This window comes from Mojavia sp. (assembly GCF_059505145.1).
Window position 1 is genome coordinate 86,875 of the sequence record NZ_JCACKA010000035.1, and the last position, 14,944, is coordinate 101,818.

16 protein-coding genes are annotated in these 14,944 nt (G+C 42.1%); 10 read left to right on the forward strand and 6 right to left on the reverse strand.

Annotated elements, in window-relative coordinates; all coding sequences use genetic code 11:
- Nucleotides 1-180: 180 nt before the first annotated feature.
- Nucleotides 181-351 (reverse strand): hypothetical protein, encoded by a 171-nt coding sequence (locus AC5JL8_RS05920; RefSeq protein WP_495878933.1) that lies wholly within the window; start codon nt 349-351, stop codon nt 181-183.
- 512 nt (nt 352-863) lie between these two features.
- On the opposite strand from AC5JL8_RS05920, the gene ald reads away from it, so the two are divergent.
- The 4 genes from ald (at nt 864) to AC5JL8_RS05940 (ending at nt 4,957) form a co-directional block, all read left to right on the forward strand.
- Nucleotides 864-1,955: an alanine dehydrogenase gene (gene ald, locus AC5JL8_RS05925; RefSeq protein ID WP_495878846.1), complete on the forward strand. Its 1,092-nt coding sequence runs from the start codon at nt 864-866 to the stop codon at nt 1,953-1,955.
- Nucleotides 1,956-2,665: 710 nt separating this feature from the next.
- Nucleotides 2,666-2,788, forward strand: a complete 123-nt coding sequence (locus AC5JL8_RS05930; protein WP_495878847.1) for a hypothetical protein — start codon at nt 2,666-2,668, stop codon at nt 2,786-2,788.
- On the forward strand, nt 2,785-3,177 hold the full coding sequence (locus tag AC5JL8_RS05935; RefSeq protein ID WP_495878848.1) for a type II toxin-antitoxin system VapC family toxin: 393 nt from the start codon (nt 2,785-2,787) through the stop codon (nt 3,175-3,177). The genes AC5JL8_RS05930 and AC5JL8_RS05935 overlap by 4 nt, the downstream gene beginning before the upstream one ends.
- A 310-nt stretch (nt 3,178-3,487) precedes the next feature.
- Nucleotides 3,488-4,957, forward strand: coding sequence for an MFS transporter (locus AC5JL8_RS05940; RefSeq protein WP_495878849.1), 1,470 nt, complete (start codon nt 3,488-3,490; stop codon nt 4,955-4,957).
- Nucleotides 4,958-5,028: 71 nt separating this feature from the next.
- Here the strand turns inward: AC5JL8_RS05940 and accD are convergent, their stop codons facing one another.
- The 4 genes from accD to leuB all read right to left on the reverse strand — a co-directional run bounded on the left by accD (nt 5,029) and on the right by leuB (nt 8,970).
- Nucleotides 5,029-5,979 (reverse strand): acetyl-CoA carboxylase, carboxyltransferase subunit beta, encoded by a 951-nt coding sequence (accD, locus tag AC5JL8_RS05945; RefSeq protein WP_495878850.1) that lies wholly within the window; start codon nt 5,977-5,979, stop codon nt 5,029-5,031.
- A gap of 603 nt (nt 5,980-6,582) precedes the next feature.
- The gene (locus AC5JL8_RS05950) at nt 6,583-7,404 is read right to left on the reverse strand and encodes a prepilin peptidase (protein ID WP_495878934.1); all 822 of its coding nucleotides are present in this window, start codon (nt 7,402-7,404) and stop codon (nt 6,583-6,585) included.
- Nucleotides 7,405-7,520: 116 nt separating this feature from the next.
- Entirely contained in the window at nt 7,521-7,790 is a 270-nt protein-coding gene (locus AC5JL8_RS05955; protein WP_495878851.1) for a hypothetical protein, read from the reverse strand.
- A 91-nt stretch (nt 7,791-7,881) separates the two neighbouring features.
- On the reverse strand, nt 7,882-8,970 hold the full coding sequence (leuB, locus tag AC5JL8_RS05960) for a 3-isopropylmalate dehydrogenase (RefSeq protein WP_495878852.1): 1,089 nt from the start codon (nt 8,968-8,970) through the stop codon (nt 7,882-7,884).
- Nucleotides 8,971-9,030: 60 nt separating this feature from the next.
- Here leuB and AC5JL8_RS05965 point away from each other — a divergent pair, with 60 nt between their 5' ends.
- Nucleotides 9,031-9,492: a PIN domain-containing protein gene (locus tag AC5JL8_RS05965; RefSeq protein WP_495878853.1), complete on the forward strand. Its 462-nt coding sequence runs from the start codon at nt 9,031-9,033 to the stop codon at nt 9,490-9,492.
- Nucleotides 9,476-9,706: a hypothetical protein gene (locus AC5JL8_RS05970; RefSeq protein WP_495878854.1), complete on the forward strand. Its 231-nt coding sequence runs from the start codon at nt 9,476-9,478 to the stop codon at nt 9,704-9,706. Before AC5JL8_RS05965 ends, AC5JL8_RS05970 begins: the two co-directional genes overlap by 17 nt.
- 70 nt (nt 9,707-9,776) lie before the next feature.
- On the opposite strand, the gene AC5JL8_RS05975 is transcribed toward AC5JL8_RS05970, so the two are convergent.
- Nucleotides 9,777-10,385 (reverse strand): hypothetical protein, encoded by a 609-nt coding sequence (locus tag AC5JL8_RS05975; RefSeq protein WP_495878855.1) that lies wholly within the window; start codon nt 10,383-10,385, stop codon nt 9,777-9,779.
- A 221-nt stretch (nt 10,386-10,606) separates the two neighbouring features.
- On the opposite strand from AC5JL8_RS05975, the gene AC5JL8_RS05980 reads away from it, so the two are divergent.
- From AC5JL8_RS05980 to AC5JL8_RS05995, 4 genes are all read left to right on the forward strand, one after another.
- Nucleotides 10,607-11,557 carry an ABC transporter ATP-binding protein gene (locus AC5JL8_RS05980; RefSeq protein ID WP_495878856.1) on the forward strand — a complete coding sequence of 317 codons (951 nt, stop codon included), beginning with the start codon at nt 10,607-10,609 and terminating at the stop codon, nt 11,555-11,557.
- 41 nt (nt 11,558-11,598) lie between these two features.
- Nucleotides 11,599-13,299: a hypothetical protein gene (locus tag AC5JL8_RS05985; protein ID WP_495878857.1), complete on the forward strand. Its 1,701-nt coding sequence runs from the start codon at nt 11,599-11,601 to the stop codon at nt 13,297-13,299.
- A 213-nt stretch (nt 13,300-13,512) separates the two neighbouring features.
- Nucleotides 13,513-14,268 (forward strand): ATP-binding cassette domain-containing protein, encoded by a 756-nt coding sequence (locus tag AC5JL8_RS05990; protein ID WP_495878858.1) that lies wholly within the window; start codon nt 13,513-13,515, stop codon nt 14,266-14,268.
- On the forward strand, nt 14,265-14,897 hold the full coding sequence (locus tag AC5JL8_RS05995) for an ABC transporter permease (RefSeq protein ID WP_495878859.1): 633 nt from the start codon (nt 14,265-14,267) through the stop codon (nt 14,895-14,897). Before AC5JL8_RS05990 ends, AC5JL8_RS05995 begins: the two co-directional genes overlap by 4 nt.
- The last annotated feature ends 47 nt before the right edge of the window (nt 14,898-14,944 follow it).

Genomic DNA, 14,944 nt, shown 5'->3' on the forward strand with positions numbered 1-14,944 from the left:
ATAGTAATTGCAAGGCTAGGATAACACTGACGCTTTTTAAGATACCTCATAGCTATAGATGGTAAATCGTGGCAGGTATTTTACTATCAATTTACTAAGTTAAAACCAGCTGGTTGTTCCAGCTGGTCAAAACTCTTCTAATTACTAGCTTACAACTTGAGCGCCTGTGCTTTCACAGCACTACTTCAGACCGAGCCATGATAGCACGCCTTGGTTGGTGACGTATTCAATTACCACCATCAAGATGAAGCCAATCATGGCAGCTCGGCCATTCAAGCGCTCGGCATATTCATTAAAGCCAAATTTAGGCTCCTCTAGTTTGGGCGTAATAGTTGGCTTTGGTTGTGTCATCATCAAAAATTCCTCTCTTGTTTTCGGCAAACGAAACTTGACATTGAGAACTCTGTAGAAGCTTCTGCGGTGAGGCAGTGCGCCCTTGCTTGAAGCAACTGCTGTAAATTCCTACGGGCATGGCTGCGCTTACCGCGTAGGTCTCCGAAGGAGATACCCGTAAAAGTCTTGGGAATTTCCCGCAAAAGTTCGGCTTTATCAATAAAAATAGAGCCGTTAGTCGTCAGACAAACAACTTTCTTAGGTGTCGAACTGAGTAGCTATGCTTGAATGCCAAGACAGCTTGAGGAATTCAGCAGCAGCTTTGTAAAACAGAATTATGTAAACTATTTGTTTACAATTTTTCATTATTCTTTATATATTCTAGAAAGACTGGAGCAATAGTCAAGGGCAAGAGTTGGAACCACTGCAGGTGGAGTTAAGAAGGCAATGATTTAGCTATCCCTAATACGGAAGTAGCCAGTGTAAGACTGGCAGGCTAAAGTTAAACAAAAATTCATCAGAGGCTTTACATGGAAATCGGCGTTCCCAAGGAAACCAAGGATCAAGAGTTTCGGGTAGGGTTAAGTCCTTCGAGCGTGCGGGTGTTGCACGAAAATGGTCATACCATCTTCGTCCAGACGCAAGCAGGTAATGGTGCTGGATTTACTGATGATGAGTACAGAAGCGCTGGGGCTGAAATTGTCCCTAAACCAGAAGCTGCCTGGAACCGGGAATTAGTTGTTAAAGTCAAGGAACCTCTAGCATCTGAGTATAAATTTTTACAAAAAGGACAGATATTATTTACTTATCTGCATCTAGCTGCCGATCGCAAATTGACTGAAAGTTTAATTGATTGTGGCACTTGTGCGATCGCTTATGAAACTGTAGAACAACCCGGTGCTAACAAATTACCGTTGCTCTCTCCCATGAGCATCATTGCCGGTCGGTTATCTGTACAATTCGGGGCAAGGTATTTAGAACGCCAGCAAGGTGGTCGAGGTGTTCTTTTAGGTGGTGTCCCTGGAGTGAAACCAGGCAAAGTCGTAATTTTAGGTGGTGGTGTTGTCGGTACAGAAGCAGCTAAAATTGCCGTAGGCATGGGCGCTGGCGTGCAAATTTTAGATGTTAGTGTCGAGCGCTTATCTTATTTAGAAACTTTATTTGGCTCTAGAGTTGAATTGCTTTACAGCAACTCCGCCCATATTGAAGCCGTAGTCAAAGAAGCTGACTTGCTCATTGGTGCGGTATTAGTGCCAGGACGCAGAGCACCAATACTAGTATCCCGCGAATTGGTCAAACAAATGCATCCTGGCTCTGTAATTGTGGATGTTGCTGTTGACCAAGGTGGCTGTGTGGAAACTTTACGCACTACCTCACACACTAATCCCGTTTATTTGGAAGAAGGTGTCGTGCATTATGGCGTTCCCAATATGCCAGGCGCAGTACCTTGGACAGCTACTCAAGCACTCAACAACAGTACATTACCTTACGTTGTCCAGTTAGCAAACTTGGGCATTAAAGCGCTAAATGTTAACCCAGCATTAGCCAAGGGTTTGAATGTTCATAATCATCGCTTAGTGCATCCTGCTGTACAGGAGGTATTCCCAGATTTAGTAAATTAATGCCATACAAGTAAACTCAATGGTCAAAACACCCACCTACTGGTAACTTTTGAGAGATATCTAGCTTACGGTGACAGAAATCGCTATCAATAACTCCAACCTGCTGAGTAAATAACTCAATCATGTTTACCATGAGTTTATAGGCGATCGCTATTTAGCTAAGAACTCAAAAGGTGGTGTGTATAAGCCTTTGGGTAAAAATTAAAGCTATATCAGGACTTACGCAAATTTATGAAAAAACCTAGACGGAAAGCGTTGAACCAGCGCGGTCTTGAAGGTTTCCACGCCACTTGCTCTACTTGGGGAGACCCCTGCGTACCCGTCAGTGGCTCCCCATGAGCGACTGGCGTAAAGCTCTGTGGACATGGCTGTGCTTACCGCGCAGCGAATTTGTAGGATTCACCCGTTCGGCGTTCGCCCTTGGCGTTGCCGAAGGCTAGCCGTTCTCGTTCGCGTAGCGTCTCCGACAAAAGAAGAGTAGGGCTTCACGACGCGTACCGCAAAGGGCGCAAAGTACACGAAGGATAAGAGTTTCAGAGAGTTTTTGCGTAAGTCCTAATATATCCTACTAACATAAGACTATGGTTATGGCTATGGTCATTATGAAATCAATTTCTAAAAGTAAACTCAAAGCTCAGTTGCTTGAGTTCTGAAGGTTTGTAGAGTCACAAGGGGAAGAAATTATAGTTACCGATCGCGGTAAGCCAGTGGTGAGAATTTCTAAATACGCACAGACACCTTCAACAGAGGATTTATTTGGAGGGATGCGTGGGAAAGTGAAGTACTTTGAAGATTTAACTACACCAACGACTGAGGAATGGACAGAATCGTGAAGATAGTCCTCGACACCTGCGCCCTGATTTGGTGGAGTTTAGACCCAGCAAGACTTTCTCAACGAGCTAAAGAAGCGGGCAACGAGATGGAAAAGGATAAAAATGGTCTTGCCCCATCCATAGCTATCTGGGAAATCGCTATCAAAATCAAAAATCAAAAACTTGATTTAGGAGTTAATCTTAACGAGTACGTAGCAGCACTGAAAAATTCTAGTGTCGTCCAGATTGTAGCCATTGATGAAAATATCTGGATGGAAAGCGTCAAGTTAGAATGGGGTCATCAAGATCCAGTAGACCGAGTAGTTGTAGCCCTAGCCAAAAGTAATCAAGCTGCAATAATTACAGCCGATAAACAGATAACAGATTTCTACACACAGGTAATTTGGTAGATTACTCACTCACCCACCTATTACTTCATCGCCTTAATCTGCTTATTCGCTTCATTCTGTGCATTTAGCATTGCTTGTTTTATAAAGGCGATCGCCATTACGAGTCAGGAAAAGTTACACAACCTGCTTTTGCTCACATATTCATGACTGAATAAGTGTACTTCTCTCTTTCCTCACTTATATCGTCTGTAACTGAGAAATGATATTTAACTCAGCTGTATTTTTATTGAGAAATGCAAGATAAAATAACGAAAAATTATCAGCAACTAGATTTATACTACGGTGCACTATCCGTAAATATATTTAATCTATGACTTCTGTTCAGGTTGAAATACCAGTGCCTTTAACTCTGGAAATCCCCCAGATTAACACACCCCCAACACCACTTTCTCCTAACAAAAAACCAAATCCTCAAGCTTATAAGGATGCTATTCGCACCAGTTTGAGGGCATCAACCGTAGATGCTGTTTTCGCAACAGTTTTCTGTGTTACTACTGGCGGAATCTTACTCAGTAATTTCCTGCTAGAGTTGGGTGCCAGTCCCGTGGTATTTGGGATGCTATCCTCTTTCCCCATGCTGGTGAATTTAATTCAGCCTTTGGGTGCTTATTTTTCCGAACGAACTAGCAGCCGCTTCCAGTATTCTCTTAAAACTCATGGGATAAGTAGGCTACTGTGGCTGATTCTGGCAATTAGCATTATCAGCTCAAGCTGGTTAGGAGTTACTTCTCACCAGTTAATAGTTTTAACACTTGTGATTGTCCTATTTAGTCATCTTTTGGGAGGACTAGGAACTGCATCTTGGTTTAGTTGGCTAGCAATGATAGTACCTCGAAGATTGCGAGGTAAGTATTTTGGCATCCGTAATAGTTTAGCTAGCTTGACCAATTTGCTCTGTGTACCTTTGGCGGGGCTGGCTGTATCACATTGGTATGGTGGAACTCTACAAGGTTACGGTGTAGTTCTGCTTGTAGGCATCGTGTTTGGGATAATTAGTATCGGGTGTCAGTACTTCAAAATGGATATAAATCCAGCATTGCAAAACACTGAGTTTGTGAAGTGCGAGCAAACAAAAAACATTCAACTAGTTAATGAAAGCTCTGACACTGACAAGAAGGAAACTTGTGAGGTAAGTGAGATACAGCTAGATGCCTCATGTCTACTCAATTTGACCATTCCATCAAACCAGTTTGCTAGCAGCATTTGGAATAACTTTAACTTTTTAATGTTTCTAGCCTATTTCGGCTTATGGATGCTAGCTGTTAACCTCAGCGCCCCCTTTTTTAACTTCTACATGCTAGATACTTTGGATCTAGATGTCAGTTGTGTAACACTCTACGGTAGCCTTCAGGCAGGGGCTAATCTGCTGCTGATCATTCTGTGGGGTAAGTTGGCAGATAAGATAGGCAATCGTCTCATCCTGATTTTTATTGGAATTCTAGTCGCACTTACGCCTCTGCTGTGGTTGGGCATTAGTGCTAATCATCTGGATATTTGGCTGTGGTTGCCGCTATTACACATTTTTACAGGAGGGACTTGGGCAGCCATCGATCTATGCATTAACAATATGCAATTGGGAATCGCACCAGTAAAAAATCAGTCGATCTATTTTGCAATCATATCTGCCGTGGCTGGAGCTAGTGGTGCTTTAGGCACAACTATAGGTGGTTTTATAGCCCAATTTGCTGAACATGGAGGTTTACCAACATTGTTTGCTCTCTCTAGTTGCTGCCGATTAGCAGCGATTGTCCCGCTCATATTTGTCAAAGAGCCACGTTAGTGAGTTTTCAAGAGCAAAGGTGCAACGGCGCAGGGGGAGAAAGAATAATTCTTTGATCTCCCCTATTCTACTTACTCAGCAGCTGTGGAACTTAAGCTCATCGTTTCCCACAAAACCATATGGGGCGCTGTTGGTATGGGCTGATGCAAGGCAATCAACTGCGCTAGGGTATTCTTTAACTGAGTCCGAGGCACAATTTCATCTACAAAACCGTGCTTGAGTAAATCTTCCGCACTTTGGAAATCTTCTGGCAATTTTTCCCGTAGGGTTTGCTCAATCACTCGCCGACCAGCAAAACCTATGGTGGCTTTTGGTTCTGCAAGAATGATATCGCCTAACATAGCAAAGCTCGCGGTAACACCACCTGTAGTGGGATTAGTCAAAATTGGAATATATAAAAGTCGTGCATCCCGATGGCGTTGTAGGGCTGCGGAGATTTTAGCCATCTGCATGAGGGAAAGCATTCCTTCTTGCATTCTAGCCCCACCAGAAGTGCAAACGATCAATACAGGATACCGCCGTTGAGTTGCTTGCTCAATCATGCGGGTGAGTTTTTCGCCTACAACTGAACCCATGCTTCCACCCATGAAGCGGAAGTCCATGACCCCCAAAGCTACGGGCAAACCGTTGATTTGTCCTAAACCTGTTTTAACTGCATCTATTAAGCCAATTTTTTCTTGCATTTCTCGGAGGCGATCGCTATAGGGTTTGCGATCGCGAAATTGCAGGGGATCGGTGGGGCGTAGATGCTCGTCCATCGGTCTCCAAGTATTCTGATCTATTAATTGGCGGATGCGTTCATCGCTATCGACGCGATTATGATGACCACATTCGACGCAAACCATCTGATTCGCCCTAAGGTCTTTCGTATATGCCAATACGCCACACTTAGAACACTTGTGCCATAACCCATCAGCAATTTCACGTTCTTGACGTTCGAGGCTGATAGTTCCTGATTTTCGCCGATTTGCAAACCAATCTAATAGAGACTTTAAACCGCGTGTTTCTTCGTTGTTTGCCATTTTTATCTTATCAAGTGGGTAATGAGGTCGAAAACAGGTCAAGAAGTTACGGGGCGTACAGGGTAAAAAGTTCTCGTTCCATAGTCGCTCATTGGGACTTTGGGCTGGATACGGAGTTTTTGGTGGTTCCACTGTGGAAATGACACGCTTGTTTATCCCGTTTCGGATCTTGACTATTGACTACATTGTCAAATTACGCTTGTAAGCAATTCAGACCTGATTTTGCATCTTTGGTTGCCAGCTTAACGAAAATGCTTATGCCAATACAAGTCTCTTGTTAGTCTGATATTGTGAAGGTATCGGCAAAGCCGTTGGAATCTTAACCTCTAAACAGGATGTTCCTTCCCAACCCCTCCAGGGGATACTTGCTCCCAAATCAAGAATTCGTGATGCTAGGTTATGAGCAATCAGCTCGTTAAGAGTAAGAGGGTGATACAGGTCACAGGATGATATTACCAAAATCTGAAGGGCCGATAGCGTAATGACAGTTACAGTCATGGAGGGTAGAAATTTCTTATGATGAGCAATGGAATGGTAAAAGCAGGTATCCTAAATTTTGAATTTTGAATAAGTGAATTTTGAATTGATTTTTACCTCCTATATTTAACTTACTGGAAAAAATAACCGTAGGTAAGCCGATAAAATTGCTTCGCCGCCAAACAGAGCGATCGCAGCTCCTAAAGCGAGAAAAGGGCCAAATGGTATCTTTTGTCCGAATCTGCGCTGGGATAGTGCAATTGCACCGCCACCTACTAATGCTCCCACCGCACAGGCCATAAAACCAGCTAGAAGCAAATACTTCCAACCTAACCAAGCTCCCATCATGGCGGCTAATTTGGCATCTCCTGCTCCCATTGCGGTTTTACCTAAGATCATTGAACCGACTATGGCGATCGCATCAAATAACCACAAGCCCAGTACAGCTCCGACGATCCCCATCATGAGATGTTTGATTAATCCTACCCAGCTAGCTTCAGGGAGAAACCCTACAATCATTTGAAATACAATCCCTAATACCAAACCCGACTGCGTAAGTTGATTGGGTAAGGTCATTGTATCTAAGTCTATAAGTGATAACGCTAATAACCAGCTACAAAAAGCCCAATATCCAATTGTATAAATAGAAACTTTAAATATTAAAAATACTAACAAAAAAATTATGCCCGTTACCGCTTCTACCACAGGATAACGGACAGAAATTTTGCTTTTACAATAACGACATTGGCCTCTTAACCACACCCAGCCAAGCACTGGTACATTATCGTAAGCTTTTAACTGGTTGAGGCAATGGGGACAGCGTGAGGGAGGCCAAAGAACCGACAATCCTGCCGGGAGTCGATAAACTACAACATTAATAAAGCTGCCAATAGATGCACCCAAAGCGAAGACGATAGCGCTCGCCGGGACAATTAGTAAAATGTCCATATAGTCAGTTGTCATGAGTCCTGTGTCATTTGTCGTTTATCTTTTGTGCTTTGTCGAGAGTTAATTAATATCCACTCTTGACAACTGACAACTAACACCTGACAACTAACAACTGACTAATACATATAAGATTCAATTTGACTCAAGGGCACAAAACATTCTTCCGGCAACAAGACTGGATGATTCGTAAAAATCACCTTGCCCCGATGATTTGTGCGGTTAATTGCTACTCCTGTAGGTTGTCCAGCTACTTCAGGATGTACCTCACATAGAGTGTAGTAAATTTTACCAGCAGCCCTAATGACAGCGGGATCAACCAAGGGAGGCTGAAGAGGCTGGTTTTTGGGATTGGTAAAGTTTGCTTGTCCTTGTCGTAAAGCGTGCACTATTTGCTGCTATTTGCTTGCTAGATTTCTCTTTAGTTTATCCGAAAGTTTCCGCAACGGTTGCCAAAATGGTCAAACTGTGGCAGAAAAATTATTTTGCTTGTAGAGCTTGAATGAGTGCGTCGCCCATAGCACGGCAACCTAAAAGTTTGGTTCCTGGTGAAAGAATATCGCCTGTGCGATCGCCCTGTTCTAAAACTTGGAATACAGCGTTTTCGATGGAGTCTGCTGCTTCTGATTGATCTAAACCGTAGCGTAACATCATTGCTGCACTCAAAACCTGTGCTAGAGGATTTGCCTTATCAAGTCCTGCGATATCTGGGGCGGAACCATGAACAGGTTCAAAAACTCCTGGCCCAGAAGCACCCAAACTAGCAGAGGGTAACATTCCAATACTACCCGTGAGCATGGCAGCAGCATCAGAGAGAATATCGCCAAACAAATTGCCTGTAACAATCGTATCGAACTGCCTGGGAGCGCGTACTAGCTGCATGGCAGCATTATCTACATAGAGATGAGATAGTTCAATATCGGGATATTCTTGGGATAGTTTAGTGATGCGATCGCGCCATAACTGCGATACTTCTAACACGTTTGCTTTATCTACCGAGCAGAGTTTCTTACCGCGTTTCCGGGCGGCTTCAAATGCTACTCGCCCAATGCGATCGATTTCCGATTCGGTGTAAACCATTGTATTTACACCACGTTTTTCTCCAGTCTCAGTTTCAAAAATTCCTTTGGGTTTACCGAAGTAAATTCCACCAGTGAGTTCGCGCACCACCATAATATCTACGCCTTCCACAACTTCTCTTTTCAAAGTTGAAGCGTCAATGAGTTGAGGCAAAATTTTCGCTGGGCGCAAATTGGCGAATAATCCCAAACCTGCACGCAACCCCAGCAAACCTGCTTCTGGGCGGCTATGAGATGGTAGGGAATCCCACTTATAACCACCAATCGCAGCCAGTAATACAGCATCACTGTTACGACAAGTATCTAAGGTAGCAGATGGCAAAGATTCGCCTGTAGCGTCAATCGCCGCACCACCAATTAAGGCTTCTTGGAATTTAAACTGAATATCAAATTTTTTCCCTACGACTTTCAGCACGTCTACCGCTACTGCCATAATTTCAGGGCCAATGCCATCGCCAGGGAGTAGGGTAATGCGGTAGTTCTGTGACATAGCTGTTTCTTACTAGGTAAATGCTTGCAGATTAAATATCATACCGAGCAAGATGTACTTATGGAGTTTTCAATTTATTTAGATGTCTGTTGTCTGAATCGCCCTTTCGATGACCAGACACAGGAAAGAATTCGTTTGGAAGCTGAGGCTGTGCGACTCATCTTAACGAATTGTCAACGCGGTGAGTGGTTGCTACTGACAAGCCAAGTTATTGAAGTTGAACTGAAGCGTACCCCTGATAGCGCAAGAAAAGACCAGATGAGATTATGGACTGCTTTTGCGACGAGCAAAATTATGATTAACGAACAAATTGAGTCTCGTGGTTCCCAACTTGCTGAACTGGGATTTAAAAACTACGATGCATTGCATATTGCTTGTGCGGAAGCAGGGAATGCCGATATCTTTTTAACCACAGATGACAGAATGTTGCGTTTGGCTGCAAGGTGCAGGAACTTGCTACAAGTAAGATTAGAAAACCCACTTCAATGGGTAATGGAGGCGACACATGATAGACGTGACTAAACTTTCCCAGGTTGAGATTAGGCGGCTGGGGATAGAAGCCCTTACTAAGGCCCTTGGCCCAGCTGGGATGGCACGATTTATGCAGCAATTTGAGATGGGAAGTGGGGATTACACACGAGACAGAGATCAGATTTTGGGAAACCCCACTATAGAAGAAATAATTTCGGAAATTAAAGAAATGCAAAAAGATGAGCAAGAGCAAGACGAAACGTAAAAAAGCTGTGTTTAGTTGCGATGAGCTGAACTTGAAAAATCCAGCTAATCGCTATAAATACCGCGCTATTTTATGACCTATTCCAAGCTTTGATGAAGGCAATTACTGAATATCCGCAAGCATTCATCATGACCCCATTGACTGTACCACCAACAGCAGACCCTACAAAAGGCATCATTTTTGCTACGTTAACTAAAGTTTTTTCACCTGCTTTGGAGATTAACTTAATTCCCAAAGCTTTATTTATTTCAACAAATGTTTTACCAGGGATAGACATCAAAGCTTTTTGAATAGCTTGTGAGCCAACTTTAGTCCCTAATTCATTAGCAAGTTCTGCTACAGTAATTCCCGCAGCCGCAGCTAAAACTAAAGGACGTGAAGATGGGCTTCTGATATCAATTCCATAAATGGTAAAAAGGGCAGATGCTAGCTTTACTTGAGAATACAACGTAATTGCAATCTCAGTTGGTATTCCTGCGAATCCTAAAACACCATTGAGAATACCGTTGCCGACTGACCAAACAGTTGATTCTAAGATCATCAAGTTTGCAATGTTATCTTTGTTACCTGCCCAATAAAAATTATTAGCAAAGGATTGTCCCCACTGCCTTCCATCTTCGATAGCATAAGCAATAGTTTCCCCGATGACTGGCATCTGCATGAGCGAATCAAAATCCATAACTGTTACAGTTGATTAGCTGTGAAGATCTAGAGTTTTCTTGTTTTAAAATTCCCAATATTTTGATAATATTTGTTAACTTTATTAAGACTTTAATTTAAGTATTTTGCGTAATAAAATTAAGATTGTGTAAACTTGGTTTCTATTTCTGAAACAAGCTCGGCAAAAACTGTAGAGACAGGTTAGTGTAAGCGTTAATCACAAGCCGCACTCTGGCAGCTATGGTAAAAGAATTAGCAATTCGCACCTGTGGACTTACTAAGCAATTTGACCGACATATTGCTGTTAATAACGTGGATTTAGAGATCCAAGCGGGTGAAGTATACGGACTGATTGGCCCTAATGGCGCAGGTAAGACAACTCTCATCCGGATGTTAGCAGCCGCTGAGGAGGCTACTACTGGTGAGATTTATATTAATGGCGATCGCCTGCTACGTGACAAAAGCAACCCCACCCTCAAGCGTCGTCTTGGCTACTTACCTGATGACTATCCGTTATATGAGGATCTGACAGTCTGGGACTACCTAGATTATTTTGCACGACTGTATCGCTTGCGGGAACCGCGTCGTACTCAACGGCTACATGAAGTGTTGGAACTGATACAACTCGGCAATAAGCGTAATAGCTTGATTTCTACACTTTCACGAGGGATGAAGCAGCGCTTGAGTTTAGCGCGAACGATTATTCATGAACCAATTTTACTGCTGCTGGATGAACCAGTATCAGGGCTTGACCCCATCGCTAGGATGCAGTTTCGTGAAATTATCAAAGCTTTGCAAGAAGCTGGGATGACGATATTGATTTCCTCTCATGTTCTCAGTGACTTAGCAGAACTGTGTACTTCTGTCGGAATTATGGAACTTGGCTTCCTAGTAGAAAGTGCTTCGTTAAAACAACTTTACCAGCGTCTTTCTCGCCAGCAAATTGTGTTATCAACTCTAGGGAAATTAGAGCCACTTTTGAGCGAATTGAAAAATCATCCTGCGGTGGATGAGTGGCAGGTAATTACAGGAAAAAATAGTGTACGAGTGAATTTTTCTGGCAAGGAGGAAGATTGTGCAGATTTGTTGCGATCGCTCATTCATGCTGGTATTCCCGTAACTGATTTTCACTGCACCCAAGAAGACTTAGAAACCATTTTCTTGAAATTAGGTCATAAGCAAGCATCTTGATTATTTAATAATTATCACTTCCAATTTACGGAGATTTTTCTATGATGCTCAATTTATTAGACAAGATCGGTGATTGGAATCCCCAACTTTTACGTGAACTCAAAGGCCGTTTAAAATCACGTAATATATTGTTGGCAATTGCTATTTCTCTGCTGGGTCAATTTCTAATTTTTATGGTTTGCCAAATCGAGCTACCAACTCGTAATACAGTATTTCAAGGTTATTCTAATAAATATTGTACGGGAGAGATGCTCTACAATTTACCAAAATGTATTAAGGATGAATTTGGTAATGTGGTTGTCAATTGGCAATTGTGGTCGCTAGATTTATTTACACATTTGAGTATTATTGGCACTTTTACACTTTTAGTAGCAGGAACTTATCTACTAATCAGTGATTTGGCTTCTGAAGAACGGCGTGAAACACTCAATTTTATTCGCCTTAGTCCCCAATCGCATCAAAGTATTTTCTCAGGCAAAATTTTGGGTGTTCCTATTTTGCTTTATGTTGTAGTACTACTAGCTGTTCCTTTGCATTTATGGTCAGCTTTAAATGCTAAAATTTCTTTGCAACTAATCTTAAGTTTTTACGCAGCTGTGGTTGCTGCTAGCATTTTATATTATAGTGGTGCATTGCTATTTGGCTTAGTTAGTTCTTGGTTGGGTGGTTTCCAAGCTTGGTTAGGTAGTGGCGTAGTTTTAGGATTTCTCCTAATCAGTCTGCGATTAGTCATGCCGGAAATATCAGATGATTATCCACTTGTTTTTTTGAGGCTGGTTAACCCTTGTTATTTAATTCCTAATGCAGACATGAGTTCTGTATTCAGGCCGATTAGTTCAAGACTTACTAATTTCCATTGGTTTGCTTTACCTTTAGGCGATAGTGTTGTAAATACGCTTGGCTTTGCTCTATCTATTTACGGTATAGGAACATATTTTATCTGGCAATCTTTACAACGTTGCTTTCGTGACCCTAATACTACTATGTTGAGCAAGCAGCAGAGTTATTTATTAACGGCTTGTTTTACAGTTATTACTTTAGGTTGTGCGAATTGGCAAAAATTAGCATTCGATGATTCTCCTGGTTCATATCTACTGGCCGAAAATATTGTGTGCTTATTTTTCTTGAATTTTTGGCTATTATTATATCTCATTGCTGCTCTTAATCCTCATCGCCAAATACTACAAGATTGGGCAAGATATAAACGGACTTCTACTAGCAAAGGCTTGGTTAATAGTACATTATTTCAGAATTTAATTTGGGGTGAAAAGAGTCCAGGATTAGTAGCGATCGCCATAAATGCAATGATTGCTATTATCGGTTTATGTGGATTAATATTCCTCTCTCGTGTCCCCCTTGATAACAAAATTAATGCTATTTTCGCTCTGGCTTTAGCTGGGAGTTTAGCTATGATATATGCAGCCTTAGCTCAACTACTTTTATTCAGCAAAAATAAGCATAGAGTATTTTGGACTAATGCTACCATCGCTGCTGTAATTGTATTACCAGTGATAATTATGGCCATCTTTTCTTCTTACTCCAGAGACAACAATTTTCTCTGGCTGTTTTCAATACTTGCACCAATTTATGCCATTTCTCCTGAAGCCAACTCACTGTCACCGATAAAAGCATTCCTAGCCATACTTGTTCATTGGAGTACTCTAGGTTTATTAGTTTTTCAACTAAGGCGAAATTTGAGAAAAGCAGGAGAGTCAGCTACAAAAGCACTGCTTGCAAGTTAAGAAAAGTTTGGGCAAACCTAATTCGCTACTACACAAACAAGTAAGTCCTTAATAATTAAGGATTTAAAACCCGCGTAGGCGGCCTTCTCTCCCGAAGCCCCTACGCGTCTTGTTTGCGTGCAAGATTAACTGCGGCTTCCAGTCGTCAAGGAGAGTTTCTAGCGAAATCACCGCATAATGTGACATAAAGCCAATCTCGACTGCTAGTTACCTATGCCGCAGAATCAAATTGCTGTAGAGTTCCGCAATGTCACCTTTAGCCGCAACCATCGTCCTTTAGTATCAAATCTCAATTTCAGCATTCATCAAGGTGAAGCGCTAGTATTACTCGGACGCAGTGGTAGTGGTAAAACTACTACTATGAAATTAATTAATCGCCTCTTCACACCCACCCAAGGGGAAGTTTTATTTGATGGTGTTCCTACAACTCAATGGGATGAAATTAAACTGCGGCGCAAGATTGGTTATGTAATTCAAGAAACGGGTTTATTTCCTCACTTCACAGTTGAACGTAATGTAGGTTTAGTCCCCGCTTTGGAAGGTTGGAAACCGAAACAAATTAAAACGCGGGTTTACGAACTGTTGCAATTGGTAGGTTTAAATCCAGAACAATTTGCTAGGCGCTATCCCCATGAACTTTCAGGAGGGCAAAAGCAACGGGTTGGTGTAGCCAGGGCGCTAGCAGCTGATCCGCCTGTATTATTAATGGATGAACCATTTGGCGCACTCGATCCAATTACACGCTTAGAAATTCAACAGGAGTTTCGACGGTTACAACAAGAATTAGGCAAAACCGTTGTGTTTGTCACCCACGATATTCAAGAAGCTTTTGTTTTGGCTTCAAGAATTGGTTTAATTTATGGTGGAGAATTGGTAGTATTAGGGACAAAGGATGAATTTATCAACTCTCAACATCCAGAGAGTCTTGCTTTTGTTCAATGTCTGCGTTCATTGCAAGACACATTATGAAAGATTTCTTCCTCATCAAGTACGCCCCAGAAATTCTTCAGCATACGCTGGAACATTTATTTATGGTGGGCATTGCTATTAGTATCGCCATACTGATAGGCATCCCCTTAGGTATTTTAATTACACGCCAAACAAACCTCCGTCAACCGATTCTGGGTATTGCCAATATTCTGCAAACTATTCCTAGTTTGGCTTTGTTTGGTTTACTTATTCCTGTACCTGTAATTGGTGGTATTGGCGTAGTACCAGCAATTGTCGCATTAATTTTATATTCTTTGTTACCGATAATTCGCAATACTTATACTGGTATCACTGGCGTTGATTCTGCAATTCGGGAAGCTGGGCGAGGTATGGGAATGACTGATCAACAATTGTTGTTTCAAGTAGAAATTCCTTTGGCGGTGGGAGTAATTTTAGCAGGGGTGCGTGTAGCAACTGTGATTGCTATTGGAATTGCAACTATAGCCGCAGCGATTGGTGCTGGTGGTTTAGGTGTATTTATTTTTCGTGGAATCGCAGTCGTGAATAATCAGTTAATTTTAGCAGGGGCAGTTCCTGCGGCAGTAATTGCATTAATTGCTGATTTGGCTATTGGTTGGATGGAAAAAAGATTAAAAGTTAAAAATTAACCAAGCCTAGAGGTAACTTAGGATAATATGCGCCTAAAATACCCAAC

What these genes read in the sequence shown, in the direction of transcription:
- AC5JL8_RS05920 (WP_495878933.1), bottom strand. Translation starts at nt 351, where the DNA reads ATGACACAACCAAAGCCAACTATTACGCCCAAACTAGAGGAGCCTAAA.
- ald (WP_495878846.1), top strand. Translation starts at nt 864, where the DNA reads ATGGAAATCGGCGTTCCCAAGGAAACCAAGGATCAAGAGTTTCGGGTA.
- AC5JL8_RS05940 (WP_495878849.1), top strand. Translation starts at nt 3,488, where the DNA reads ATGACTTCTGTTCAGGTTGAAATACCAGTGCCTTTAACTCTGGAAATC.
- accD (WP_495878850.1), bottom strand. Translation starts at nt 5,979, where the DNA reads ATGGCAAACAACGAAGAAACACGCGGTTTAAAGTCTCTATTAGATTGG.
- AC5JL8_RS05950 (WP_495878934.1), bottom strand. Translation starts at nt 7,404, where the DNA reads ATGGACATTTTACTAATTGTCCCGGCGAGCGCTATCGTCTTCGCTTTG.
- leuB (WP_495878852.1), bottom strand. Translation starts at nt 8,970, where the DNA reads ATGTCACAGAACTACCGCATTACCCTACTCCCTGGCGATGGCATTGGC.
- AC5JL8_RS05965 (WP_495878853.1), top strand. Translation starts at nt 9,031, where the DNA reads ATGGAGTTTTCAATTTATTTAGATGTCTGTTGTCTGAATCGCCCTTTC.
- AC5JL8_RS05970 (WP_495878854.1), top strand. Translation starts at nt 9,476, where the DNA reads ATGATAGACGTGACTAAACTTTCCCAGGTTGAGATTAGGCGGCTGGGG.
- AC5JL8_RS05975 (WP_495878855.1), bottom strand. Translation starts at nt 10,385, where the DNA reads ATGGATTTTGATTCGCTCATGCAGATGCCAGTCATCGGGGAAACTATT.
- AC5JL8_RS05980 (WP_495878856.1), top strand. Translation starts at nt 10,607, where the DNA reads ATGGTAAAAGAATTAGCAATTCGCACCTGTGGACTTACTAAGCAATTT.
- AC5JL8_RS05985 (WP_495878857.1), top strand. Translation starts at nt 11,599, where the DNA reads ATGATGCTCAATTTATTAGACAAGATCGGTGATTGGAATCCCCAACTT.
- AC5JL8_RS05990 (WP_495878858.1), top strand. Translation starts at nt 13,513, where the DNA reads ATGCCGCAGAATCAAATTGCTGTAGAGTTCCGCAATGTCACCTTTAGC.
- AC5JL8_RS05995 (WP_495878859.1), top strand. Translation starts at nt 14,265, where the DNA reads ATGAAAGATTTCTTCCTCATCAAGTACGCCCCAGAAATTCTTCAGCAT.